At 48.8% G+C, this 25,075-nt stretch carries 19 protein-coding genes; 4 read left to right on the top strand and 15 right to left on the bottom strand.

Annotated elements, in window-relative coordinates; translation table 11 throughout:
- The first annotated feature begins 99 nt into the window (after window positions 1-99).
- From VHA_RS05995 to VHA_RS06005, 3 genes are all read left to right on the top strand, one after another.
- On the top strand, window positions 100-1,191 hold the full coding sequence (locus VHA_RS05995; protein WP_040528302.1) for an efflux RND transporter periplasmic adaptor subunit: 1,092 nt from the start codon (window positions 100-102) through the stop codon (window positions 1,189-1,191).
- A 6-nt stretch (window positions 1,192-1,197) separates the two neighbouring features.
- A complete protein-coding gene (locus tag VHA_RS06000; RefSeq protein WP_005502748.1) occupies window positions 1,198-4,284 on the top strand; it encodes an efflux RND transporter permease subunit in 3,087 nt (1,028 codons plus the stop codon).
- Between the two features lie 714 nt (window positions 4,285-4,998).
- A complete protein-coding gene (locus VHA_RS06005; RefSeq protein WP_040528304.1) occupies window positions 4,999-9,555 on the top strand; it encodes an SslE/AcfD family lipoprotein zinc metalloprotease in 4,557 nt (1,518 codons plus the stop codon).
- Between the two features lie 149 nt (window positions 9,556-9,704).
- Here the strand turns inward: VHA_RS06005 and VHA_RS06010 are convergent, their stop codons facing one another.
- Window positions 9,705-10,721 carry a protein kinase domain-containing protein gene (locus VHA_RS06010; RefSeq protein ID WP_005502751.1) on the bottom strand — a complete coding sequence of 339 codons (1,017 nt, stop codon included), beginning with the start codon at window positions 10,719-10,721 and terminating at the stop codon, window positions 9,705-9,707.
- Window positions 10,722-11,125: 404 nt separating this feature from the next.
- Between VHA_RS06010 and VHA_RS06015 the strand changes: the two genes are divergently transcribed.
- A complete protein-coding gene (locus VHA_RS06015) occupies window positions 11,126-12,559 on the top strand; it encodes an alpha/beta fold hydrolase (RefSeq protein WP_005502753.1) in 1,434 nt (477 codons plus the stop codon).
- Between the two features lie 167 nt (window positions 12,560-12,726).
- Here VHA_RS06015 and phnP read toward each other — a convergent pair whose 3' ends face one another.
- The 14 genes from phnP to VHA_RS06085 form a co-directional block, all read right to left on the bottom strand.
- Window positions 12,727-13,485 (bottom strand): phosphonate metabolism protein PhnP, encoded by a 759-nt coding sequence (phnP, locus tag VHA_RS06020; protein WP_040528306.1) that lies wholly within the window; start codon window positions 13,483-13,485, stop codon window positions 12,727-12,729.
- A gap of 104 nt (window positions 13,486-13,589) precedes the next feature.
- Complete coding sequence (gene phnN, locus VHA_RS06025) at window positions 13,590-14,162, bottom strand: ribose 1,5-bisphosphokinase (RefSeq protein WP_005502759.1); 573 nt, start codon at window positions 14,160-14,162, stop codon at window positions 13,590-13,592.
- A 15-nt stretch (window positions 14,163-14,177) separates the two neighbouring features.
- Window positions 14,178-15,314: an alpha-D-ribose 1-methylphosphonate 5-triphosphate diphosphatase gene (gene phnM, locus VHA_RS06030; protein WP_005502761.1), complete on the bottom strand. Its 1,137-nt coding sequence runs from the start codon at window positions 15,312-15,314 to the stop codon at window positions 14,178-14,180.
- A 15-nt stretch (window positions 15,315-15,329) separates the two neighbouring features.
- Window positions 15,330-16,037: a phosphonate C-P lyase system protein PhnL gene (gene phnL / locus VHA_RS06035; protein ID WP_081455994.1), complete on the bottom strand. Its 708-nt coding sequence runs from the start codon at window positions 16,035-16,037 to the stop codon at window positions 15,330-15,332.
- Between the two features lie 23 nt (window positions 16,038-16,060).
- Window positions 16,061-16,846, bottom strand: coding sequence for a phosphonate C-P lyase system protein PhnK (gene phnK / locus VHA_RS06040; RefSeq protein ID WP_005502765.1), 786 nt, complete (start codon window positions 16,844-16,846; stop codon window positions 16,061-16,063).
- 26 nt (window positions 16,847-16,872) lie between these two features.
- The gene (locus VHA_RS06045) at window positions 16,873-17,760 is read right to left on the bottom strand and encodes an alpha-D-ribose 1-methylphosphonate 5-phosphate C-P-lyase PhnJ (RefSeq protein WP_005502767.1); all 888 of its coding nucleotides are present in this window, start codon (window positions 17,758-17,760) and stop codon (window positions 16,873-16,875) included.
- Window positions 17,757-18,857 (bottom strand): carbon-phosphorus lyase complex subunit, encoded by a 1,101-nt coding sequence (locus VHA_RS06050; RefSeq protein ID WP_005502769.1) that lies wholly within the window; start codon window positions 18,855-18,857, stop codon window positions 17,757-17,759. The genes VHA_RS06045 and VHA_RS06050 overlap by 4 nt, the downstream gene beginning before the upstream one ends.
- Window positions 18,848-19,456: a phosphonate C-P lyase system protein PhnH gene (gene phnH, locus VHA_RS06055; protein ID WP_005502771.1), complete on the bottom strand. Its 609-nt coding sequence runs from the start codon at window positions 19,454-19,456 to the stop codon at window positions 18,848-18,850. Before phnH ends, VHA_RS06050 begins: the two co-directional genes overlap by 10 nt.
- Entirely contained in the window at window positions 19,453-19,905 is a 453-nt protein-coding gene (gene phnG, locus VHA_RS06060; protein WP_005502773.1) for a phosphonate C-P lyase system protein PhnG, read from the bottom strand. The genes phnH and phnG overlap by 4 nt, the downstream gene beginning before the upstream one ends.
- Window positions 19,906-20,601 carry a phosphonate metabolism transcriptional regulator PhnF gene (phnF, locus tag VHA_RS06065; RefSeq protein ID WP_005502779.1) on the bottom strand — a complete coding sequence of 232 codons (696 nt, stop codon included), beginning with the start codon at window positions 20,599-20,601 and terminating at the stop codon, window positions 19,906-19,908.
- A 61-nt stretch (window positions 20,602-20,662) separates the two neighbouring features.
- Window positions 20,663-21,451 (bottom strand): phosphonate ABC transporter, permease protein PhnE, encoded by a 789-nt coding sequence (gene phnE, locus VHA_RS06070; RefSeq protein ID WP_005502780.1) that lies wholly within the window; start codon window positions 21,449-21,451, stop codon window positions 20,663-20,665.
- Between the two features lie 71 nt (window positions 21,452-21,522).
- A complete protein-coding gene (gene phnD, locus VHA_RS06075) occupies window positions 21,523-22,518 on the bottom strand; it encodes a phosphonate ABC transporter substrate-binding protein (RefSeq protein ID WP_040528310.1) in 996 nt (331 codons plus the stop codon).
- A gap of 27 nt (window positions 22,519-22,545) precedes the next feature.
- Window positions 22,546-23,388 (bottom strand): phosphonate ABC transporter ATP-binding protein, encoded by an 843-nt coding sequence (gene phnC, locus VHA_RS06080; protein WP_005502782.1) that lies wholly within the window; start codon window positions 23,386-23,388, stop codon window positions 22,546-22,548.
- A gap of 394 nt (window positions 23,389-23,782) precedes the next feature.
- Window positions 23,783-24,988: an acetate/propionate family kinase gene (locus VHA_RS06085; RefSeq protein WP_040528312.1), complete on the bottom strand. Its 1,206-nt coding sequence runs from the start codon at window positions 24,986-24,988 to the stop codon at window positions 23,783-23,785.
- Window positions 24,989-25,075: the final 87 nt, after the last annotated feature.

Raw genomic sequence — 25,075 nt, forward strand, 5'->3', positions numbered from 1 at the left:
ACTGGACAGTCTAGTTTGATTGATTTATTTTTATTCTAAATAGACTAGACAGTCCAGTCTAATCTTTTCTGATCCTAAATGGATAACGAGAAAATTTCCATGCAAAAGTGCATTCTATGGTTTGCGGTTGCTGTAAGCCTCACATTACTGACTGCCTGTAACACCAAAACCGAAGAAGTCGTAGACACGCAACCGCAAAAACTGCCTATTGTCAATGTGTTAACGGTCGGTCTCGCTCCCGGTTACCGGGTTAACCGCGAATATGTTGGCACTGTTCAGGCTGGCCAGAGTGCAAGGCTCGGCTTTGAACTCGGCGGAAAAGTGAATGCGTTATTGGTTGATGTAGGCGATACCGTCGAAAAAGGCCAGCCACTGATCACACTGGATACCCAGCTGTTAAATACCGAAGCACAGCAATTGGCAGCACAGCTTGAACAACTGAATGCCCAACTTGATCTGGTGAAAACAAACCTCCAGCGCCAACGTCAGTTAAAGAAAAAAGGCTTCAGTGCCGATGCAGAAACTGACTCTCTGATCAGTCAGCGCGATGCCCTGCTTGCCAACGTGCGCCAGCTTCAAGCCTCACTGGCTTCCAATAAACTGCGTCAGGAAAAATCCACTATTTACGCGCCTTATGCGGGCAAAATCAGTGAGCGTTTTGTTTCCCATGGCGACGTCGTAAACATCGGTGCCCCGACCCTGACTCTGCTCGCCGACAAACTGAAAGAAGCGCACATCGGTGTACCTGTCAGATATCTGCAGTCCCTGGCCAATGAAAAAATGGCTAAAGTACGTGTGGGCAATGACATCTATGATGCCTCACTGCTAAACCCCGGTGCCTCTCTCGACATGCGCTCCCGCACTGTCATTCTACGCTATCTCTTGCCCGAAAATGCCAACGCACTTGATGGTCAACTTGCGTACCTCCAATTCGCCTTCGACACGCCCCACGAAGGATTTTGGATGCCGCTGACAGGGTTAACCGATGGATTGCGCGGCACATGGAATGTCTATGCTGTCGTGCCCGGAGATAACGATCAGCACTTTGTTTCACGCCGTTCTGTTCAGGTTCTTTATGCTGACGATAAAAAAGCCTATGTGTCAGGCGCCATTGCCGATGGGGATAACGTCATCATCGATGGTGTGCACCGCGTGGTCTCCGGCCAGTTTGTAAACCTGTCTTCGGAGTAGCATTTCATGGGGAAGTTACTCACAAATACCCGACTTCTGGTGCTGTTTACTGTCCTGCTTCTGGTGTCGGGATTTTCCGCACTTTCAACCCTGCCCCGGGCCGAAGACCCAGCCCTGACAAACCGTTGGGGAACCATTACGACAGCTTACCCCGGTGCCAGCGCAGAACGTGTGGAAGCCCTGATCACAGAAAAGCTGGAAAACGCACTCCAGGCACTGGATGAGATCAAATTGATTGAATCCCAGTCCCGTCCGGGTATTTCCGTGATAACCGTCGAGCTGAATGATGAACTGACAGACACCGAACCGGTCTGGTCGAAACTGAGAGACAAACTGGGAGACATCTCACCCCGTTTACCTTCCGGCGCCTTGCCCCCCGCGTTTGATAATGACCATTCGAACGCTTTTACCTACATTACCGCGCTGCAATGGCGCGGCGATACTGATGCTGACCTCCTCATTCTGGGTCGTTATGCAGAAGAACTCGCCAAGCGTTGGCGCAACCTTCCCGGCACAGAGTTTGTAGAAACCCACGGTGCTCCCGATGAAGAAATCCTCGTCACACTGGATATTGCCTCTGCCAGTGTGCTCGGTCAATCTGCCCTCTCTCTGTCCAATGCGATTTCCGGTGCGGATGCCAAAAGCGCCGCTGGGGAGTTACATAACGACAAAAACCGCTTCCAGTTAGAAGTTTCCGGTGAACTGGATTCAGTAGACCGTGTAAAGCGTGTGCCGGTGGCGATGGGTGACAATGGCTTTTTAGTCAGGCTGGAAGACATCGCCTCTGTCGAAAGATCACAGGCATTACCACAAACACAGATTGCCTTAATTGACAGACAACCTGTGGTGTTGGTGTCAGCCAGAATGCAGAACACATTCCGTGTCGATCATTGGACAGCCTCGGCAGACAAATTGCTGGATGCATTTCGCGCCGATTTACCGGAAAACATCACCGTTGTGCCAATCTTCCAACAAGCGGGCTATACCGACACCCGGCTCGCTGAACTCGTAGACAGCCTGCTTCTTGGTTTTGGTCTGGTGTTGATTGTGTTGTTTATTACGCTGGGCTTTCGATCAGCCGTTTTGGTGGCACTCTCGCTGCCTATTGCGTCAGCCTTTACGTTGGCAATGATGAGTTTTACCGGCATGCCGATAAACCAGATGTCTGTCACCGGCTTGATCGTATCACTTGGGATCATGGTTGATAATGCTATCGTCATGGTCGACACCATCCAGCATTACCGCCAACTGGGCGTAAAACGTCTGCAATCGGCAATAAACGCCATCAAACACCTTTGGCTGCCCCTGCTGGGTTCCACACTGACGACGATTCTGGCCTTCGCCCCCATTTTCCTGATGCCGGGTCCAGCGGGCGAGTTCGTCGGCGCCATCGCGATCACCGTCAGTTTCTCCTTGATCGGTTCGTATATTGTCTCGCATTTTCTGGTGTCAGGTTTTGCGGCCAGGTGGCTACCTTCAGGTAAAGAAAACAAGCACTGGTATCAGGCTGGCCTGACACTTCCCCGGGTAAACCGCGCTTTCCGGGCATCCATCCGCTGGACAATCCGCCGACCCTGGCTTGCCATTCCCCTTATATTGGTGGTGCCCGTGTCCGGCTTCTGGGCCGCAGGCCAGTTAACCGAGCAGTTTTTCCCGCCTTCTGACCGCGACATGTTTGAGATACAGGTATATCTGGCACCGCAGGCCAGCATTCAATCTACTCTGGCAACAACCCGTGATATTGAAGCAATGATGATTCAGCAAGAAGGGATTGAACAGGTTGGCTGGGTGATTGGGGAAAACTTCCCGTCTTTTTACTACAACATGATGGGGCGCCAGCGCAGTGCGCCAAACTTCGCTCAGGCCATGGTGAAAACCACGGATTTCCGTACCGCCAATGCCCTGATCCCAATATTGCAGGACACCCTGTCCAGACACTTTCCCCACGCACAAATCCTGGTCAGGAAACTGGAACAGGGGCCGCCATTCAATGCACCACTGGAGGTACGTGTGTACGGGCCGAATCTCGACCGCCTTCGCGATATCAGTGAAAATATCCGGTTGCTGATGGCCTCTACGCCCAATGTCATTAATACACGAGAGACCCTACAGCCCGGCACACCGAAAATTCTGGTAGACGTGAACGAAGAAGCCAGCCAGTTAACCGGTATGTCGCTCAGTGATGTCGCCATGCTTCTGAACGCGTCCATGACGGGCATTGTCCAAGGCAGTGTGCTTGAGGAAACGGAGTCAATCCCGGTTCGCGTGCGGGTTGATGATGCGTCCCGTACCAGTATCCATGAACTGAATAAACTTCGGCTGCCCCTTGCTGGCAGTGAGGAACAGGCAGATCTGCCAATTTCCGCGATTGCTGATCTGAGTATAGTGCCCAGTCGAGGCGCTATTCCGCACCGTAATGGCGAGCGTGTTAACGTGATTGAAGGCTATATCACTGCCGGCGTATTGCCACAAACTGCGCTGGATGCGTTCACGGCCAAACTCGACAAGGCAGGTTTGCAGCTGCCGCCGGGTTATCGTATCGAATTCGGTGGCGAATCTGCTGAGCGGAATGATTCGGTTAACCAGTTGCTGGCAAACCTGACTATCGTGATCACCTTGCTTATCGCCGTGGTAGTTGTGTCGTTCAATTCTTTCCGGCTGAGCGCAATTATTTTTCTGGTCGGCATGCAGGCGGCGGGATTAGGTTTGCTGTCCGTCTGGATGTTCGGCTATCCCTTTGGGTTTACTGTGATTATCGGCCTGTTAGGTTTAGTAGGGCTGGCAATCAATGCTTCCATCGTTATCCTTGCTGAACTGAAAGCCAGCCCAGAAGCTAAAGCGGGCGATCGGGAAGCCATTATCGACGCTGTCAGCAGCTGTGGCCGCCACATTACCTCTACCACTATTACTACCATGGGCGGCTTCCTGCCGCTGATTCTGGCGGGAGGCGGATTCTGGCCACCATTTGCTATTGCGATTGCTGGTGGCACATTGCTGACAACCCTGCTTTCTTTCTACTTCGTCCCGGCAGCTTTCAAATTGGCCGTAACTATCTCGCCATTCGACAAACCAAACTCGCTGGAAACGGCATGAAAAAACACAGCCACCGCAACGGTGGCTGTGTTTTTTCCATGACTTAAATCGTATCCGCAAAAGCTAAAACGCAGAAAGAATAGGGCTTGCCATTAAACCCATCAGCAGCAAGATTGGAAACATGATCTTAATAATAAACGGTATCCGCATTATCACATCCCTTTTTAATAGCTCAGCCTAATCGGTAACGCATTAATGCACACATCGCTCACCGGTTCTTCATCCAACAACGCTTGTTAATTATAGACAAAAACTTTTAACAAAATATACAGCATTGCATTCCTTTCTAGTCATTTACTGTTCTATCAGTCAGTTAGAGAAGAAAACTGTCTACACTTTCGTTCGTTTCTGCATTGCTACCGTCAAAATCCCACCGTGTTAGAGAGTGATATGTGCACGTTAATTCAGCCTAAATACAATCCTGAGAAATCATTACCAAACCTGATTAATGCCAACACTCCCTCTTTTTGGACAAAACCGGATAAATTCTTACCAATAACCTGACTACATTTATTGACAGAGACACCCTTGATTACAAGTCAAATAAAACCTTCGAAATTTAAACAAAGTCAATTGTTTATAAAATTTTTGAGATTTATGTCAATTATTTCTCGCATTTATCCGCATTTTTCTGTACAAAAAGGCCGCCTTTTTACGAGTCACATTTTATTTGAAAGCTAAGTGATTAATGCCTTAAGGCTTGAGAGTACATGAATGATTAGAAAGAAACTCCTTTCCGTTTTAATCGTTGCTGCTCTTTCTGGCTGCAACAACGAAGATGTAAATTTTGTATTTCCTGAAACAGGCACACCCGAGATCCCTGGGGGAGGTAATGGGGGCAATCCCAATAACAAGATTCCCGGTGAATTCTCCCTTGATGGAAATCTCGTGTTTGGGCCTTCTGTAACATGTAATGGCGCGCCCGCAAACCAATTCGAAGTTTCCGCTAACGAGGCGATTACCTGTTACTACGAGAGCACTCTGCTCGCATCATTTGACAGCATACACAACGATGCATCCTTGCTCACCGGTGAAACAACCGAACGTGAGCGACTCACGCTGGCTAATGCTGTTGAATTCAAAGATCAGCCAGAGAAATTGCGTAACGCCACTGCGCTGCTTAAAGCGGTTGCCCCCGCTCACGGCAATCAAATCGATATCCAGTTGTCGAGAACACAGGATAAACTGGCTTTCTCGGCCATGTATGAGAATGACTTGAGTCTGTCTAAGGAAGAATTCGACAAGCTGCTGGAAGGTAAGCCTGCGGAAGAAAACCTGACGGATAAGCTGCCAAGTACACACGTACCTGATATTAAGCCAGAAGTAACACCTGGCACATCAACAGACCTCAACGCCAATTTCGTTGCCGCTAACGCGGAAGAGGCCTATCAATACAAACCGACCGAAACCATTTTGTCGAAAGCGGTCATTACTGATTCTGCCGGGATCCCTGTTAAAGGGCTGTCATATTTCAGCCGTGCTTCCCGCGGGAAAACCAATGAAAATGGTGAATTCGAATTTGTCTGGGGTGACACCATTTCCTTTGGTATCGACACCTTCGAACTCGGTAGCTTCCGGGGCAATAAAACTGCCTTTACCCTGACTGACCTTGGCGAGGAACAACGTGGCCGCAATGCAGAAGCGTTAGTCAAACGTTATGCAGAGAAAGAAAACGACAGCCTGGCAATTACTGATAAAGTAGAGAATGTTTTCGCCCAGTACCCGAACGTGATCAATGAAGCCATTTCATTGTCACTGAGCGACAAAGACACCGAACTTTCTTTGGGTAACGGTACAACACAAACAGTTCCTGCTGAATTTGAAAACCAGTTTAAGAGTGGTATTGCCGCCCAAATCGATCAGGCAATTTGTGGCAACTCTTGTGGCAAAACCGATCAAACGCGTTTCTTCTCAGAACCGGTTGTACATACCGCATCGGCAGATATCTCAAACATCCAGGCTGACATCAATAAACTGTGGGGTATCAATGAGGCCGCGAGCCAAGGTTGGAAACCCGTCGACAAATTCCATGTCTTTGCTGACGCAACCAATTTCTACGGCAGTGTGGGCGACGCGCGTGGACAAGCTGCGGTCAATATTTCAAACCGCGCTTTCCCTGTGATGATGGCTCGCAATGACCAGAACTACTGGATCCCATTTGGCCAACCCAAAGCCTATGACGAACGCGGTCTGGCATATATCACAGAAGCCCCCTCTAAGGTGAAGCCAGAGTTGGCTGGGGCAAATACCGCGACCTTTGGCTTGCCTTTTGTCAGCATTGGTGAACTGGGTAAAGGAAAAGTGATGGTAATGGGCAATGCCCGTTACAACTCTATCCTTGTGTGCCCGGATAACTACTCCTGGAATGGCGGAACAACGGCATGTACTGATGGCAAAGATGGCAAAGACATGGAGAACTTTTTCCATAACGTGATTCGCTATCTGACCAATCAGGATGCAAACCAAGGCATCACTAGCCAGAAGATAAAAGTGGGTACCAACATACCGCATGTGTACTTTTCCCGTGGTGGACAAGTACTCGGGCATCAGATGGAATATAAAATTCATGATGTCTTCAATGTTGAAACGCACCAGCTTTCTAGTTTCACAGATGTTAACCCAACCGAATATCCCCTGCTGATCCTGAACGGATTTGAGTACAACGGCTGGACGCATGACCCGTATTTGCCACCTCATACAGCAAACACATCACGTCCAAAACTGACACAAGACGATGTCAATGCCCTGATTGACTACGTCAACAAGGGTGGCAGTATTTTGGTCATGGAAACCGTTCGCGGAACCAATAACGCAGGTGAACTCGGCCGTCTGCTGGATGCCGCAGGCATTGCATTTGGCATGGGTGAATCCGTGGTGCCAAATGGAAACGGTCCAAATTACGGATACATCGACAGAATACGTGCACAGCGCGAATTTGGTTTCTATGTTATCGAACGCTACCCTGCTGCTGAGGGCGGTAACGGAAAAGATCCTAAGCCACCGTATAACATTGACAAAGACGGCAATGTAACGTGGGATTACATCGAACAAAATAAACCAGATGACAAACCGAAACTGGAGGTCGCTCAGTATACTGAGCTAAATGACAAAGGTGAGTCGGTGACTCATAAAGCGTATATCCGGGAAGAGGATTACTTCGTCCGTGACAAACACGGCAAGGTGGATTACGCCAACGGCTACCCTGTTGTTGATACGAAAGGCCTGCGTAAAGCCATTGATGATCTGCTTTCAAAATTTGAAGTTGATGGTAAACGCACTTATGAACTGTGTAAGCTGCCTGATTATCACTACGAAATTAACTGTCTTGAGTACCGCCCGGGCAATGGTATCGCGACCCCCGGAGGTTTGTTCCGCCCTATCTACACCAAACTCGATCTGGGCAGTGAAGAAGCGAAAGCGATGATAAAAGCGGCCGACCTCGGTACCAATATCGAGCGCTTGTATCAACATGAACGCTATTTCCGCACTAAAGGTAAAGAAGGTGAGCGTCTAAGCAGCGTTGATCTGAACCGTATCTACAGCAATATGTCTGTGTGGCTGTGGAACGATCTGGATTATCGCTACGAGTCGAATAAAGAAGACGAACTCGGCTTTAAGCGCTTTACCGAGTTTATGAACTGTTACACCAAGAATAAAGGCGCGAATGGCACAACCTGTCCTGCAGAGTTGGGCACACAGCTTGTTAGCCTGAACATGGTCTACGGACCTGAGCAAGGTGAGTATGCTGGTTACATGAACCCGAGCTATCCGCTTAACTATATGGAGAAGCCGCTGACCCGTCTGATGCTGGGCCGTTCATATTGGGATTACGATGTTAAAGTCGATATTCGTCAATTCCCGGGTGAGCCAATCGGCAACAAAAAAGGTGGCGCATCGATAACACTGGATATGACTAACAATACGGCCGCTTACTTTGCAGGCAACCGTCAGGCAACAGGCCAGTGGGCAGTCGCGCATCAACCTTTCACTGTGTCAGTCTCTGGAAACACCTCACCAGTAACGGTGACGGTTGGCCTACATGACGACCTGACAGGCCGTGAAAAACATGAGCTGGCGCTAAAACGTCCGCCTCGCATGCAAAAGAGCTTCACTGTAGATGCAAATAAGCATGAAACGTTCACCGTTCCATATGGTGGCCTGATTTATGTTCAGGGCGGTGGTAGCAGTAACGTCAACATCACGTTTTCAGGCACAGTTGATGCACCTTTGTACGACAGTAAAAAAGAGATGTGGATTAACGATGCCAGCTCTCCAGCCCCTATCGGTGATGTGGTGTCCGGCGCCTTTATTTACTCGGCACCGAAAGCCAACCTGATGGCTTCAAACATCGAAGGCGGTATTCAGAAATTTGCAGAGGATCTTGATACCTTCGCCAGTGATTTGAACGAGTTCTATGCGCGTGACGAAGGCAAAGATGGCTCAAAGAACAAGTCTTTCACACACAAAGACAGACCGAATAACCGTCATGCCTTTGTCAACGATGTGGCAATCAGTATTGGTGCAGCCCACTCCGGCTATCCGGTGATGAATGGTTCATTCAACCCGAACAGTGAAAACATCCCAACCGTACCATTGAACGATTGGCTGATTTGGCACGAAGTAGGCCACAATGCTGCTGAAGCGCCATTCACTGTAGAAGGTGCAACGGAAGTCGCCAACAACCTTGTGGGACTTTACATGCAGCAAAAATACCTTGGCTACATGGCACGTGTAGAAAATGATATTCGAATCGCGCCTGATTTTGTCAAAACAGAGAACGGCCATGCCTGGGGTGCTGGCGGTGCGGGTGAACGTCTGGTGATGTTTGCGCAGCTGAAAGAGTGGGCAGACACTGAATTTAATCTCTCTGACTGGTATTCAGAAAACGAGATCCCTGCGTTCTATTCAGCATCTGATCGTCCAGATATGAACGGGTTTAACTTGTTTAAACTGATGCACCGCCTCACACGGAATAAATCAGAAAACGGTATAAAACTTAAAGGTGATAACAAGTGTTACAATACAGGACTGGGTAAGAGCGATTCACTGATGTTGTGTGCATCTTACGCTGCACAAACAGATTTGACAGAGTTCTTCCAAGCCTGGAACCCGGGTGTTGTTGCCAATATCTTGCCAGGTGTTGATACCCCACAATACGATGGCGGTGTTACTAAACAAGGTATTGATGCAGTGAAAGCGCTGAAACTGCCGAAGCCGAAACGCGATCCGCTGTCGATTGATTCAGTCACTCACCGCACAGCAACGAACTAAATTAACAGGGAGCCTATCGGCTCCCTTCACGTTGCTTGACTAACCCCGCTTCTTTAGAGCGGGGTTTTCTTTTTTAAGCCTTCGTATGTCGTGGCATTTACCTTGAGGTGTCATCAAAGCCTTATGCACCCTCTTAGTCTATGCCTTTCTTATTGTTCGACGTTTCCAAAAGCTTGAGAAATTAACTGACAGACCGCCTCTTTGGCATCATCAAAGGCCCTTACGTTGTCCGGGTTCATCATTAGCGCCCCTTTTAGTTGCATACCTATAGTGTTAAGAGGGGTTTCAATATTCGTGTTAGTATTTCTACACGTTTTGATAATGCTGTGTAAAGGCCTATGTTTTTGTTTAATTGCCACAGCAGGCTTGTAATGCATTGATGCCAGAGGTGGAACGAGTACATTTCGAGCAACCGTTTCTAGAGCAGAGTTTCCTTTGCAACAAAACACATAATCAATATCCTTAAATTTTACTTTTTCGAATCCTTTATCAGTCTGCGCACGCCCAAAATCAATAATTTTCATTAACATAGTGTTTTGGTCTTTTTCTTGAAGAACCAGTATGTTTTCTTTGTGCAAATCATTATGCGACACTTTATTTACATAGAGTGTTCTTAAAATATCCACAAGCTGACGTGCTAATGACTGACATTGCTCTATGCTTAATCCTGATGATAAAACATCAGACAACATGCTCGTTTTTATACCGTTGTTATACACCGCAAATGTTGCATATTTTCCTGACTGGACTGGATCTTCAGGAAGGCCTTCTTTTGTTTGTAGAGACACAATACTCTTCAAGTCAGGCTTATCCTCACAATAGAGTTCTAGTCCTTCCTCTTTGGTAAAATCCTGCTGCCCTGTTTTTGTTTTTGCATACAGCACACCGCTATCAAGGTTTTTATCTTTATTCACTCCTCCATCCAAAAACGTCATGCTGCTTAAATCTTCATTGGAGAGTCGTACTTGTTTCCTGTGGAGTTCTATTTTATGAGATAATTTCCGGGTGGCGGTTAAGCTATAACCAGGCATGCTAACTTTTGGTTTCTCACTTGTGTGTTTTATTTTCTTCAATTCTAATGAGGACGAGGATGTCGTTATACGGTCAGGTGCACTTATATCTGCTGTAGTGTAACTACCAACTGTTTTACTGCTGAATAATGGCATTTGCTCTCCGTTCACTTTTTATTTTTTAATAAAAATTTAAACTTAACTTAAAGGTTTTTACTTTAGTCTTTATCTTTGACCAAATCCTCTTCTGCATATAGATCAATCACTACAATTGTTCCCGCCAAATATAAGAGGAGAAAATAGATATTTTACTCACATGATTTTTTTATATTGCTCTACCACTAAGAAAAAGTCTACAACCTGTGATCTAATCAAATAATCTAACCAAAGCAACCACCACACGCTCTCGAAATCTTGACCTTCACCCTTTTACATGAATTTTCATATTTTATCTCATTCGCAACTTATCACAGAAATTCAAATCATGTTTTTTCATGATATAACCCCTTTAAAATCAATGTATTGTTGAAGCTCGTTTAAACATCACTTGGTGCAAAAAAATGCCTTCACTCGCAACAGCAACAATTACAACACCAGTAGCGACAGCCACATCACTTTATAGCACATTACCAATAATAAGTGATCACACCCTACCAGTAATAAGTGTAAGTCAGAAAAAGTCATTCAAACAAGAAACTATTAATAAGCTATTATGCTCAGAAGAAAGACAAAAAATTAAAGACGCCCTAGATAAAGTTCCTAACAATGTTGATGCATATAGTCCTGAATTGAAAGAATTATTGGAAGCCAGGAAAGAGTTGTCTAAATGTTCACTCACCAAAGCAGAGTCAACGACAGACCCAAAGCTCAAGGCTAAGTTGTTACAAGATGCTTTATTTAATAATAATAATGGCGGTAAAGAAAATGATCAAAAGATAAGGGAACTAATAAACCAAATAGATAAAAAAGCACTCACTCAAGAAGAAGTGTTGGATCTAAATCTTGCTAGTAAAATAAATACCGAGGCAAGATACCAATCTAGAGTGGCTCGAGGTAAAGATGCTCAAGCACAAAAACTATGGAATTCAGGTAAAAGTGGAGAAGTTACCGTTGATAATGTTCAGACTGCCTATCACTATATAAAAGCAAACGGCGGTGAGCATCATCCTCTTATTATTATATCTCCAGGAAGGGGAGAGCCGATGGAAAATTACATGGAAATGGTTTCAGAATTTAATGCAGCCAATAGAGATGTAATTGTTGTAGGTTATACCGGTAATGGTGATGTTGGTCACCCCGGACATTTAGAAGATTTCTCAGACACAGTTAAAGGATTAGGTGCAATTATAGCACAAAGAGATTTAATCACTGATGTTAGCCACAAGTCTGTTTCTCTTGTGGCTCATTCAACTGGCGCAACGACGGCTACCAGATATTGTGAGGAATATAGAGTGGATCCTGCGGTTAAACAAATGGTTTTGATATCTCCTTTGTTTGAAATTAAAGCCTCATACACATCCCTCTTGGCTGCTAAAGTCGCTGATAAAGTGTTAGACGCGGCCGAATCTATGACTAACATGCTAATGTGGCCATTTACTAATTATCGAGTTAACTTAGATACTATACATATTGCTAATAGAGGCAGTTATTACGATGGTAACGATTACACACAATCATTAGCTAGATACAATCAACTCGTAAAAGTAAGAAATGAGCATAAGGTAATGCCACCTACCGTTAGCTGGGTTCATGAGGCACAAAAGGCCACTCATCTTGCATTAAAAGATGCAGATAAATTAAAAGATGAAAAGATAGATATCTTAGTCTTTATGGCAGGGAAAGATGGTGTGGTAAAAAATGAAAAAACCCGTGAATTTATAGAAAGATCTAAAGCAGAAGGCGTTATGGTTGAAGGTGCTTTGCACTCTTTAGTGCAAGAAGCAGACTCTTATCGTGCTCCAATGATGCAAAAAATACTGAAATTCACCAGATAACATAAAGTTGTAAAAATTCTGGTGTGTTTAAGTAATAAACTTTAAATACAAATACTCAGTTCAATATAGATGCCTCATAATTCATGAGGCATCTTTCTGTGACAGAAAGTAATTGATCATTATTCAAACAACCACTTTCACCGCTCAACGGCGTATTAAGAACAGTATCATATTTTCATGCCGTCATAACCCGCAAGTACCCCTGTTTGCACGTTATTCTCCATCAGCCAGCAATCCAGTTCATGACCGATATGGGTGATAATGAGCGCTTTCGGTTGGAGGTTTTCATAGATCTGATAGGCAGATTCAATGTTACCGTGATTCGAGCCTTCATGGTCTGGCGGAAACGAGCAATCCATAATCAATGCATCCAGCTGTGGTTGGGAAGCCAGAAAATCGCAAGTTTGCGCTGGCAGGCCATACGTATCGGTGAGATAGGCGATGCTTTTTTGTCCATATTCCAGCAGGTAACCAACCGTCGGTCGTGAGTGTTTAAGTTGAAGGGGCGTCACGCGAAGACCGTTAATGTTCACCACATCTCCGTGGTTCATCTCAGGCAAAAATTGCAGACAGCCGGGATGTTTAAGAAGATCGGCACACCCCAACTCGTCATCCGGGCACCAGACAGGAATGGGAGAAGGATTCCCCCACCTTAAATGAAAAAGCCCCTGAACATGGTCGACATGAAAGTGTGTCAGCAGAAAGCCATAATAGGAACCTGCCGGAAAACGCTTATGCAAGTCCATCAGGCCAGCATCAATCAATAACCTTTCGCGATCACTACAATTGCCCCATTCCACCATGGCTGAGCAAGGTTTTCGTTCAAATTCGGTGTGTTTTCTGGCTCTTTGGCATGCAGCACATTCACATCCATAGAGGGGAACGCCCCCTGCCGCCCCTGTTCCCAACAAGGTCACTCTTAGCATTCATCCCCTCCATGCAGAAAAAGTTGGGTAGAAACCCAACGTTAAAATCTATCCGCGAATCAGTGACCACAGTATCACGGCAACCTATTGATTACTCATCCTGTTTATCTCTGCTTATCTCTGTTTTCCTTGCAGAGTGCTTGGTCTAGCTGGCAAGCAAACTGAGCGACAGTGTCTTCAAGCTTTCCACTGTTATCAAAGTGAATGGCGCTGGCCGGACGCACTGCATCATAGTGAATGGCGCGTTCTAACCGTTGGGCAATGTCATCCATGCTTTCCCTTCCACGCGCTTCGAGACGTTCTCTAAGCGCATCAGGGCTGACGGAAATCCACACCACGTTCAGTTGCTCCCCAAACAATCCCTGCGCAAAAGGCAAATATGCCCGGGAGCCATTCACCATCACATCCATACCCGACGCCAACCAGCTTTCTACTTCACGTCCCACGCCGTAACGAAGCCCGTTTGCCCGCCAGTGCATGGAAAACAACGCTTGCCTGATGCGCAGATCAAACTCGGCGTCTGTCAGCGCGATATGGTTCTCACTGCCCGCCGATGCAGGCCGGGTGATGTAGCGGTGCGCCACCATTAACCTGTCGCAGAAACGTTCCCGAGCCGCCTCTATCAGCGAATCCTTCCCCGCCCCCGAAGCGCCCAGCACATAAAACAGCTTTGCCATTTTCCCGATCCCGCTTTAGAACACCCTGTGGCCCTGACGCCAGACTTGCTGCACATAAGGCTGGTCGTGGTAACGATTAACCAGCAGCAGATCCGCACGCATTCCCTCTTTGATGATGCCGCGATCCGCGAGGTTCAGGGCAGAAGCAGGATTACGGGTTGCCAGACAGGTTGCCGCAGCGAGATCCAAGGCATTGCGCTCATCATCTGCGAGGCGAAAAACTGCATCCATCAGACTTCCCGGGAAGTAGTCAGACGACAAGGCATCCAGCACACCCAGCGACGCCAGCTCATGAGCCGCCACATTGCCCGAGTGCGAACCGCCGCGAACCACATTCGGTGCGCCCATCATCACTTTCAATCCAAGCTCATGGGAGCGCTGCGCCGCCTCAACCGTCGTCGGAAATTCCGCCAGAACCAGCCCCAATGCGCGGGATTCATCTACATGGGCACGAGTGGCATCATCATGGCTTGCTAATGGAATCTTTCTGTCGTGGCAAAGCTCAGCAATAGCACGTCGGTTTATATCAGACCACTGTGTCGATTTCTCACGCTGACTTTGCTCAAACTCGGCCATTTCCTGATCGTTGAGGTTGTATTTGCCCTGATAGTATTCGTAATACTTGGTGAGATTAACGAACTGGCGCTGACCCGGAGAATGGTCCATCAGCGACACCATGTGGGTTTGTTCCAAGTCAAGGTAGTGTTTCGCCAGATCGACAGTGGTTTCGTGCGGCAATTCGCAGCGGATATGAATGAAGTGCTCTGCGCGGTTAAGGCCTTTCTCGCCACTTTGAACAATGGTGTTGATCATCTTGTCGAGGTTGTCCTGTCGGTGGCCACCATCACGCACATCTCCGACGGCAATCGCATCCAGCACTGTTGTGATACCTGCACCAATAAGTTGTGCATCGTGCGCTGCCATTGCCGAGAAAGCCGGCCAGCTGACTTTCGGGCGTGGCGTAAAATACTTTTCCAAATTATCGGTATGAAGCTCAATCAGGCCTGGCATCAGCCAACCTTGATTGCCATCAATGGCGCCCGGTTGACGGCTGGGCGAATCGGACATGGCGCAAATAATGCCGTTCTCAACGTCTAACGAGCCATTGATGACTTCGTCTTCCAGCACCAATTGAACATTGGTTATGATCATTGTCGCCTCCTTCCCTTAAGCCTGCTTCAGTGTTGCGGTTGAAATATCATAGAACTTATCTGCCACCTGCTGACGAACATATTCGTCGTGGAAAATACCGACAATCGCCGCCCCCCGCTGCTTGGCCTCCAGAATGAGTTCGATCACCACATCGCGATTCTTTTCATCCAGCGATGCGGTCGGTTCATCCAGCAGCAAAATCGGTGAATCGACGATAAATCCACGCGCGATATTCACTCGCTGCTGCTCGCCACCAGAAAATGTTGCCGGTGCCAGGTGCCAAAGGTGTTCAGGCACATTGAGCCGCTTCAGCAGGGCACCTGCTTTTTCACGCGCAGCTTCTTTGTCTTCACCTTGTTCTACCAAAGGTTGCGCCACCACATCCAGCGCACAGATGCGCGGAATGACACGGAGAAACTGGCTGACCCACCCCAAGGTGTGCTTGCGCACATCCAGAATGTCGCGGGGCAGTGCATTGGCAATATCCACCCAATGCTCGCCATCAACGGCATTATGGTGGCGTACATTGATTTCGCCGCCATCAACGAGGTAGTTCGCATAAAGTGCACGGAGTAAGGTACTTTTGCCTGCACCGGAGTGGCCCAGCAGCACGATGCATTCCCCTTTGCTGACCGCGAAACTTGAATCGGCGAGTACCGAGAGTTTCGCGCTGCCCTGATTGTGAAGGACGAAGGTTTTGCTGACGTTCGACACGTTCAGCATAGTTGTATTTGTCACGGCTTCACCTACCCCTGCAATACTGACGATACGAGCAACTGCGTGTACGGATGTTGCGGGTCGTCAAGCACCTGATCCGTCAGCCCACTTTCAACAATCCGGCTCTCTTTCATCACCACCAGCCGGTGGGCAAGTAATCTCGCCACCGCCAAATCATGGGTCACGATAATCACAGAAAGGCCCAAATCCGTCACCAGATTCCGAATCAAATCCAGCAGCCTTGCCTGCACAGACACATCAAGACCGCCGGTAGGTTCATCCATAAAGATCAGTCTTGGATGCGTCACCAGATTGCGGGCAATTTGCAGTCTTTGCTGCATACCACCGGAAAAGGTGATGGGCATGTCATCAATCCGATCGGTGTGAATTTCAACCTGAGAAAGCCAGTCCAGCGCCTGTTCACGAATATCGCCATAATGTCGGTTACCCACGGCCATCAGGCGCTCGCCAATGTTACCGCCAGCAGAAACCCTCGGGCGCAATCCGTCCATCGGGTGCTGATGCACCACTCCCCAATCGGTGCGCAGCAACCTGCGCCGTTCACTTTCAGAAAGCGCAGACAGGCTGGCCTGAAAACCATCACTGAACTGATAGTTCACCGAACCGGAATCAGGCGTTTCACGCCCGGAAAGCACACGAAGTAACGTACTTTTTCCTGAGCCAGACTCCCCCACAATACCCAGCACTTCCCCCGGCCATAAATCGAAGGAAATGTCCTGGCAGCCTTTGCCCGGTTGGTAAAGCTTTGTCAGCCCCTGCACGTCCAGCAGAGGCAGTAAGCGAGGTGGTGGCATCGTCGCGCCGTCGCGACCTAACTCTGTTACTGACACGCGCGACTCTCCTCTTGTTCACTCTGATGAGCGTTCAATGCCTGTTGCTCCTTACAGTAGTCGGTGTCGGAACACACGAAGATCCGGTTGCCTTTGTCGTCCGTGACGACCTCATCCAGGAAGCTGGTTGTTGAGCCACAAATGCAGCAAGGCTCGTCCCATTTCTGGACCTCAAATGGATGGTCTTCAAAATCCAGGCTCTTCACGTCAGTGTAGGGAGGAATGGCATAGATGCGTTTCTCGCGCCCCGCCCCGAACAGTTGCAGCGCGGGCATTTGGTCCATTTTCGGGTTATCAAATTTTGGGATTGGCGACGGGTCCATGATGTAGCGGCCATTCACACGCACCGGATATGCATAGGCTGTAGAGATATGGCCATAGCGCGCAATATCTTCATAAAGTTTCACATGCATCACGCCATACTCCTCGAGTCCATGCATTTTGCGGGTTTCCGTCTCACGCGGTTCGATAAAACGCAGTGGTTCAGGGATCGGCACCTGATACACCAGCACCTGACCTTCATTGAGTGATTTCTCGGGAATACGGTGACGGGTCTGAATCAAGGTGGCCTGCTCAGTGCATTCTGTGGTTTCAACACCGGCAACCTTTTTAAAAAACTGGCGGATAGAGACCGCATTGGTAGTGTCATCCGCACCTTGGTCAATCACCTTGAGAACATCCGGCTCGCCGATAATGGCAGCGGTGATTTGCATCCCGCCGGTTCCCCACCCGTAAGGCATAGGCATTTCACGGCCACCAAAAGGCACCTGATAACCCGGAATCGCGATAGCTTTCAGCAGCGCACGGCGGATCATGCGTTTGGTCTGTTCGTCGAGGTAGCCGACGTTATAACCGCTCTGGACGGTTTGCGTATTCATTGTGCTTCTCCCTTGCCTGATGCTTCCCGGGCATCACATTCTTTTTGAAGCTTGCGGATAAGTTCGAGCTCGGATTGGAAATCCACGTAGTGAGGCAATTTCAGGTGACTGACAAAGCCCGCTGCTTCCACGTTATCGCCATGGGAAAGCACAAATTCTTCATCTTGCGCAGGCCCTTCCGGCACTTCATCGTATTCACCGCCTTGCAGCGCCCTGTCCACCAGCGCCATCGACATGGCTTTGCGTTCTGAAAAACCAAATGTGACACCGTAACCTCTAGTGAATTTCGCTTTATGCCTTTTGCTGCCCGTGAAGCCATTGATCATCTGGCATTCGGTCATTTCGATGTCGCCAATTTCAATCACAAAACCCAATTCCTCGGGGATGACGTCGAGCGTTACCTTGCCGGAACGGATCTCACTGGCAAAGGGATGATTACGCCCATAACCGCGCTGGGTGGAGTACCCAAGTGCCAGCAGAAAGCCTTCATCACTGCGGGCAAGCTGCTGCAATCTCGCACTGCGGTTTGCAGGAAATGTCGGCGGTTCCATGGTAATGTCGTCCGGCGCTTTGCCGTTATCTTCCTCTTTCACCGTCAGATCGAGGTTCTCGAGAATGCTCATCACCCTTGGGCAAGGCGCTATTTCATCGACACCATTCAATGTGTTGGAATCATCAACCTCCCCGCCCTCTGCCAGCAGCGCAAAATCAAGCAGGCGATGGGTATAATCATAGGTCGGACCAAGCACCTGACCGCCAGGCAAATCTTTGTAGGTGGCGGAAATGCGACGCTCAATTTTCATGGCTTCGGTGTCAACAGGTTCGGTGACGGCCAAGCGCGGCAAGGTTGTGCGATAGGCGCGCAGCAGGAAGATAGCTTCGACCAGATCTCCGCCCGCTTGCTTAATCGCCAGCGCGGCGAGTTCTTTGTCATAGATGCTGCCTTCTGTCATCACGCGGTCAGTCGCGCCCGCCAGTTGCTCAGCAATTTGCTCAACATTCAGTGCCGCATTGGAGAGCGAGCCACGGCGTTTCTTGTCCTGTAATCCGTGCGCGGCTGCGATGGCTTTCTCGCCACCTTTTACGGCTACATACATGCGGCCTCCTCACTCATCAATGTCAGTTCTGTCGAACGTGGTATCGCGACCACGTCATTGCCCGCTGTGAGCAAAATGTCGACCCCTTGGGGAAACGCACCGCGGTGAGCCATGAGTGATGCCAACAACGTGCTGTTCAGCCCTTTGACAAAAAGGCTTTCAGGCGCCTTGATGCCTGGCCCCGTGAATGAGAGTGCCACCCCTCCATCAAAACCGCCGACCTCCAAAATCAGCGTGGTGCTTCTGTCGGGATAAATCTCATCACCGAATGAAAAGCCTTCAAGGCTCTCCGGTTCATCACCTTTTATCAGGGCAAACGCCGACTGTGATTTCTTTGCGACGACAGGTGAAGCACAATGGAAACGGACATTCTCAATCAAGGCTTCATCAGCGCTGAATAAGCGGGATAACCATAATCGGGTTGTATTGTCAGCCAGCGTCAGCAATACCTGTGTTGCCGCGCTGCTCGCGGTGCCAAACTGGGTTGAATGATCGAGCGAAACACATTTGCCCGGACGGGACATTGCCTCCATCAGCTTTCGGAAAACCTGCTGCGCATCATGCACAGGTGAGTCAAACCCTGCCGTTATATTGCTCATTCGTTCTCTCCTCTCACCATGGTGAAAAAGTCGACTTTGCTGGTTGCCACTTCTCTTGCACGCTGCTGCTCTTGTTCGGCTTTTTCTGCGGCGAGTGGCGATATCAGGGCGTGCTGTAATACATCGTGTGCAACGGTTTGCATTAACGCATCGACCACAGCGGCAAGCTCGGCATGCTGTTTGTTTCTTCCTGTGACGTAGCTGTAACCCAGCTCGCCACTCTCCAGCCGAACGACAGCCCGGGTGATAGTGACATCACCGAGATTGAAGGCATTACCCGTTCCTCCCATGCGGGCTCGGACCTGTGCCAAGCCTATTTCCGGCGCACGAACCCGTTGGTATTGCGGCCTCAGAGCAAGCTTTTCCCAGTGCGTTATCAAGGCATTGGCATCCGTTCTGGCGAGAACTGACATCCAGCGTTGACGCGGTGTTTGTTGTTCCTGTTCCATTCAGTGCTCCAAAACAATTTCAACCAGATCAGAACGTGTGTGGGATGACGAAAACTCCACGACCCGGTCGGTTCCTGTAATCACGTTGATGGTTTTAAACACCATGATGGGTGTCTTGCCAGACAGTTGAAGTAACCGGCAATCGGTCTTTTTCGGCATCATGGCTCTGAGTCTTGTGCTTTTACGGGTGAGGTGAACATCCAACTTGTCTTTGAGAAAGGCATGCAGGGAGCCGACTTCGAAATGCTTCACCACCGGCCACCATGCAAGGTCAGCAAGGTAGTGATCGATCACACTGGCTGACATGCCGTTAATCTTGCGAAGGGTGCGAAGCTTGATGATTTGCGATTCCAACCCGATACCAAACATGTCCGCCATTTTCCCGTTAGCCGCCACGAGGCCACGGCTGATCACCTGACTGGTAGGCAAACTGCCCTGCTCCAACAAGTTATCGGTGAAATGTGCGCCGGGGTGAAGTGGATAATCATAAGGCTGGCTGACCACCATATTGCCGCGTCCCTGCTGGCGCTCGATGAGACCTGTGAACACCAGCTCGTCAATAGCTCGCCTCACCGTGTGACGGTTTACGTCATATTTCTTCGCCAATCTGGATTCAGGTGGCAAGTAATCTCCCGCCTGAAAGTGGTTGCGAACTTCCTGTTCGAGATGTCTGGCGATATCTAAATACACGCGCATGGTTTATCCCTCTACCTTTTGGGTTATCTAGACAAGTTGGGTGAAATAAAAAGTCGGGATGTTAAATAAACATCTTGCGAATGTACTGAGATGCAAAGTCAATCAGGCTGACAGTTACAATCACGATCAGCATGATGGCGGCAGTCTGTTGGAACTGGAATCCGCGAATCGCCTCCCAGAGCATCACGCCAATTCCCCCCGCACCGACCATGCCAACAACGGTGGCTGAGCGAACATTCGATTCGAAGCGGTATAGGGTGAATGAAATCCACAACGGCAGTACCTGAGGCAACACGCCGTACATCACTTCTTCAATCTTGTTGGCACCGGTTGCCCGCACGCCTTCTACTGGGCCGATATCAATGGCTTCGACCGCTTCTGAGAACAGCTTAGCCAGCACACCCGTGGTGTGAACAAACAGTGCCAATACCCCAGCGAAAGGCCCAAGCCCAACCGCGACAACAAACAACATGGCGAAGACCATTTCGTTGATAGCACGGGCGGTATCCATCAAACGGCGCATCGGATGGTAAACCCACCAAGGCACGATGTTTTCAGCGCAAAGCAGACCAAATGGAATGGAAAGAAAGACAGAAAGCACGGTTCCCCAAATCGCGATTTGGATAGTGATCAGGGTTTCATCGACATAAAGCTTCCAGTGCGTGAAGTCCGGAGGGAAGAAATCAGAAGCCAGCTCGGCCATGTTTCCGGCGTCTTTCACCAGTTGAGCCGGATTCATCTCTGAGCCCTGCCAGGACCAGGCAAGCACAATGGCGACCAGCAACATGCCAACAACGCGTTTCCAGTGTGACGTCTGTAGTGTGGTTAAAACGGCGGTATCACTGCTCATTATTGCATTCCATCAAGCTAACTAACCGTGTTAGAGAAATAAGCCGGAGAAAATTCCGGCTCAACAAGTGCTTATTCCATTGCTTCCAGTGCGCTCATTTGGCGGTTCAGGGCAGCCAGCACGTTCTTGATATTTGCCAACTCAGCGGCTTGCTCATCAGAAAGCGTGCCCTGACTGCTCAGGCCGCTGAGTTGTTTGTACAGCGCCAGTTGACGGATAGGGAGCAGTTGTAGATCGCTTGATGGTTTAAACGGTGCCCACTCCAGACCTTTCAGAATAGCCACTTCCTGCGCATCACCGGTTGTGCCGTAGTTCATGAAAAAGCTGTAAACGTCTTTTTTCACGTTTTCAGGCAAGTTCTTGCGCCATACGATGGGGTCTGAGGGGATCAGCGGCGATTGCCAAATCACTTTGATCTCTTTGTATTTTTCTGGATTGTTACGCTCGAAACGACGCAGGTTTTCCGTGTTGTTCGTCGCCACATCCACTTGCTTGTTGGCGACAGCGAACAGGTTCACTTCGTGGCTAGAATTCAAGGTGCGCTTGAAATCGGTCGGTTGGATGTTGTTTTTTGCGAACACGTAGTAAGAAGGCACCAGGAAGCCTGACGTTGAGTTTGGATCGCCATTACCAAAAGCCAGTTCTCTGCGGTTGGCAATCATGTCTTCAACGCTGTTGATGGGGCTATCTTTGTGAACCACCAGCAGACTCCAGTAACCGGGGTTACCTTCTGCATCAACCGTTTGCGCGAAGATTTCACCGCCTGAACGGTCAACTGCTTCCATCGCTGATTTGTTACCAAACCATGCAACGTCAACTTTGTTGAAACGCATGCCCTGTATGATGCCCGCATAGTCAGGGGCAAAATAGGCTTTCACTTCCATACCCAGTTTTTTGCTCATATCGGCCAAGAACGGGTTCCACACCGATTTGAGGTTTTGCTGGGATTCGGTCGAAATTATACCGAAGTTCAGCGTGTCCATTGTGTCATCGGCAAAAGCTGGCGCCGTGATAGCCGCAGCCAGCATGCCAAGTCCACAGGTGATTGTGCGTAGTGCTCGTAACATCATCATCGTCCTTTGTGTGTTAACGGTTTAGCTGATGAAAGAAAGTACTGCTTTTTTCACAGAAGCCGGTTGTTCATCCATACCGACGATCCCGACGTCCTGTGTCATGTCAGATTTACGGCCATAGAGATCAGCCAGTGCTTGCTTATCGATTGCTGCACTTTCTCCCTGATAGAAGATCTTGCCATCGCGCAGTGCGACAACGTGTTGGCAGTATTTAAGGGCGTGATCGACCTGATGAAGTGTGACAATCACTGGGATGCCCTCACGTTGGTTGATGTCGCTAAGAAGCTCCATCACGATGCGGGAAGATTCCGGATCCAAAGAAGCGATAGGCTCATCGGCGAAAATGATGCGGGCTTTTTGCATCAGTGCCCTCGCAATGGCCACACGTTGTTGCTGGCCACCGGAAAGCGTAGAAACACGCTGATGGGCGAAGTTCTGCATGCCGACACGTTCAAGCGCAGTCATGGCGTCTTCTTTCTGTTGTCTGGTGAAGTTTCCAGTGAGTGTGCGCCAGAAAGGTGTGTAGTTAAGTGCACCAATCAGTACATTGGTCATGACTGACAAGCGGTTAACCAGATTGAATTGCTGGAATATGTAGCCTGCCTGAGCCCGGCAGGCACGGACCTGACCAGAAGCACGCCCCTGACTTTGCACGGTTTTACCAAGCACTTGGATATGTCCATCAGGGTTTTTATCAGAGAAGACCAGACCGCTCAAATGGCGAAGCAGCGTTGATTTTCCTGAGCCGGAAGGCCCAAGTAGCGCCGCCATTTCTTTGTGTTGGATTTTGAGGTTGATCTGATCGAGCGCTTTGTTTTTTCCAAACGTCTTCGTCAGACCATTCACTTCGATGATGCTATCCATGTTTCAGGGAACCTCGTTATGTGGTGTCCCTATCGTGTGGTCTGTTTGTGTCGTTTTCATAACGACAACGTGTCAACACTGTGACCGTGCTATACACGTAGAAACAGGTCTAAAAACCTGGGAATGGTGCTCTCAAAGAGATTGGTTGGGAGAGATCTAGATATGTTCAGAGACATGTCTAGACAACTGATTAATCAAATGTTCATAGAAGCATCACGTACTTTATCCACCATCAATTTATCTGGGATTGAACCTTCCCAAGCAGCATGACGTGAACAGCAAATCACCGATTAAAAGGGATACCCTGCTATAGATTTAGTCATTGCTAAAATTAAACCTGAATCATAAAAAAGCCACTGATAATCAGTGGCTTATTGATTAAACATATCAATTACTACAGGTTCTTAACCAGTTCCATCGCCTGCGATACGATAACGAACTCTTCGTTGGTTGGCACAACCATCGCCACTGCGCCCAGCAGATCTGATTTACCAATAATGCCGCCTTTACCAAAACGCGCAGCTTCGTTACCCGCTTCATCTTCCACAAAACCAAGCAGTTTGAGGTTTTTCAGGATCTCGCGACGGATTGGCAGTGAGTTTTCACCGATGCCACCGGTAAAGATAATTGCATCCAGCTTGTCCAGCGGGATCATGTAAGAACCGATGTACTTCGCCACACGGTAAGTAAAGACTTCAAACGCCAGCTTCGCACCTTCGTGGCCGTTATCCATCGCTTCCAGAATACCGCGCGCATCTGAGGTCAGACCCGATACACCAAGGAAACCGGATTTCTTGTTCAGGGTTTCGAATACACGCTCCTGACTCCAGCCTTTTTTCAGTAGGAATTCAATGATGCCGGGGTCAAGGTCACCGGAGCGTGTGCCCATCATCAAGCCAGCCAGTGGTGTAAAGCCCATGGAAGTATCAACAGACTTGCCATTGCGAACCGCACACACTGATGCGCCGTTCCCCAGGTGGACCGAAATGAAGTTTGTTTCTTCAATATTCTTGCCCAACTGTTTAGCCGCTTCACGAGTAACGTAGAAGTGACTGGTACCGTGGAAGCCGTATCGGCGAATACCGTATTCTTTATAAAGCTCGTTGGCGATAGCACCGGTAAACGCTTTTTTAGGCATAGTTTGGTGGAATGCGGTGTCAAATACCGCAACTTGTGGCAGCCCTTTAAAGGCTTTCATTGCAGCGCGGATACCCATGACGTTTGCCGGGTTGTGCAGTGGCGCCAACTCGCTCAGCGCTTCAATATCACGAACCACGTCTTCATTGAGCAGGGTTGCCTCGGCAAACTTCTCACCGCCATGTACCACACGGTGACCAATCGCGATCAGGCGATCGCCGATATCCATGCTCTCGACTAACTCAACGATAATCGCAACCGCTTTCTCGTGATGATTGCCACCTTGCTCAAGCATGGTTTCTTGCTTGTCCTGACCTTCGCGTTTCCAGCTAATACGCGCATCATCAAGACCGAAGCATTCACCTAAACCGGAAAGGATTGCTTCGCCGGTTTGTGCATCTATCAATGCGAATTTAAGAGAGGAACTGCCTGCGTTAAGGACAAGTACGAGTGAATTGTTCATGAACAAATCTCATTGGCAAAATAAATGAATTTCGATATCGAACCCTCATTATTAAATTAATTTTGAACAATTCAACTTATATTTTAA

It is taken from the genome of Grimontia hollisae CIP 101886 (assembly GCF_000176515.1).
Taxonomy (GTDB): domain Bacteria; phylum Pseudomonadota; class Gammaproteobacteria; order Enterobacterales; family Vibrionaceae; genus Enterovibrio; species Enterovibrio hollisae.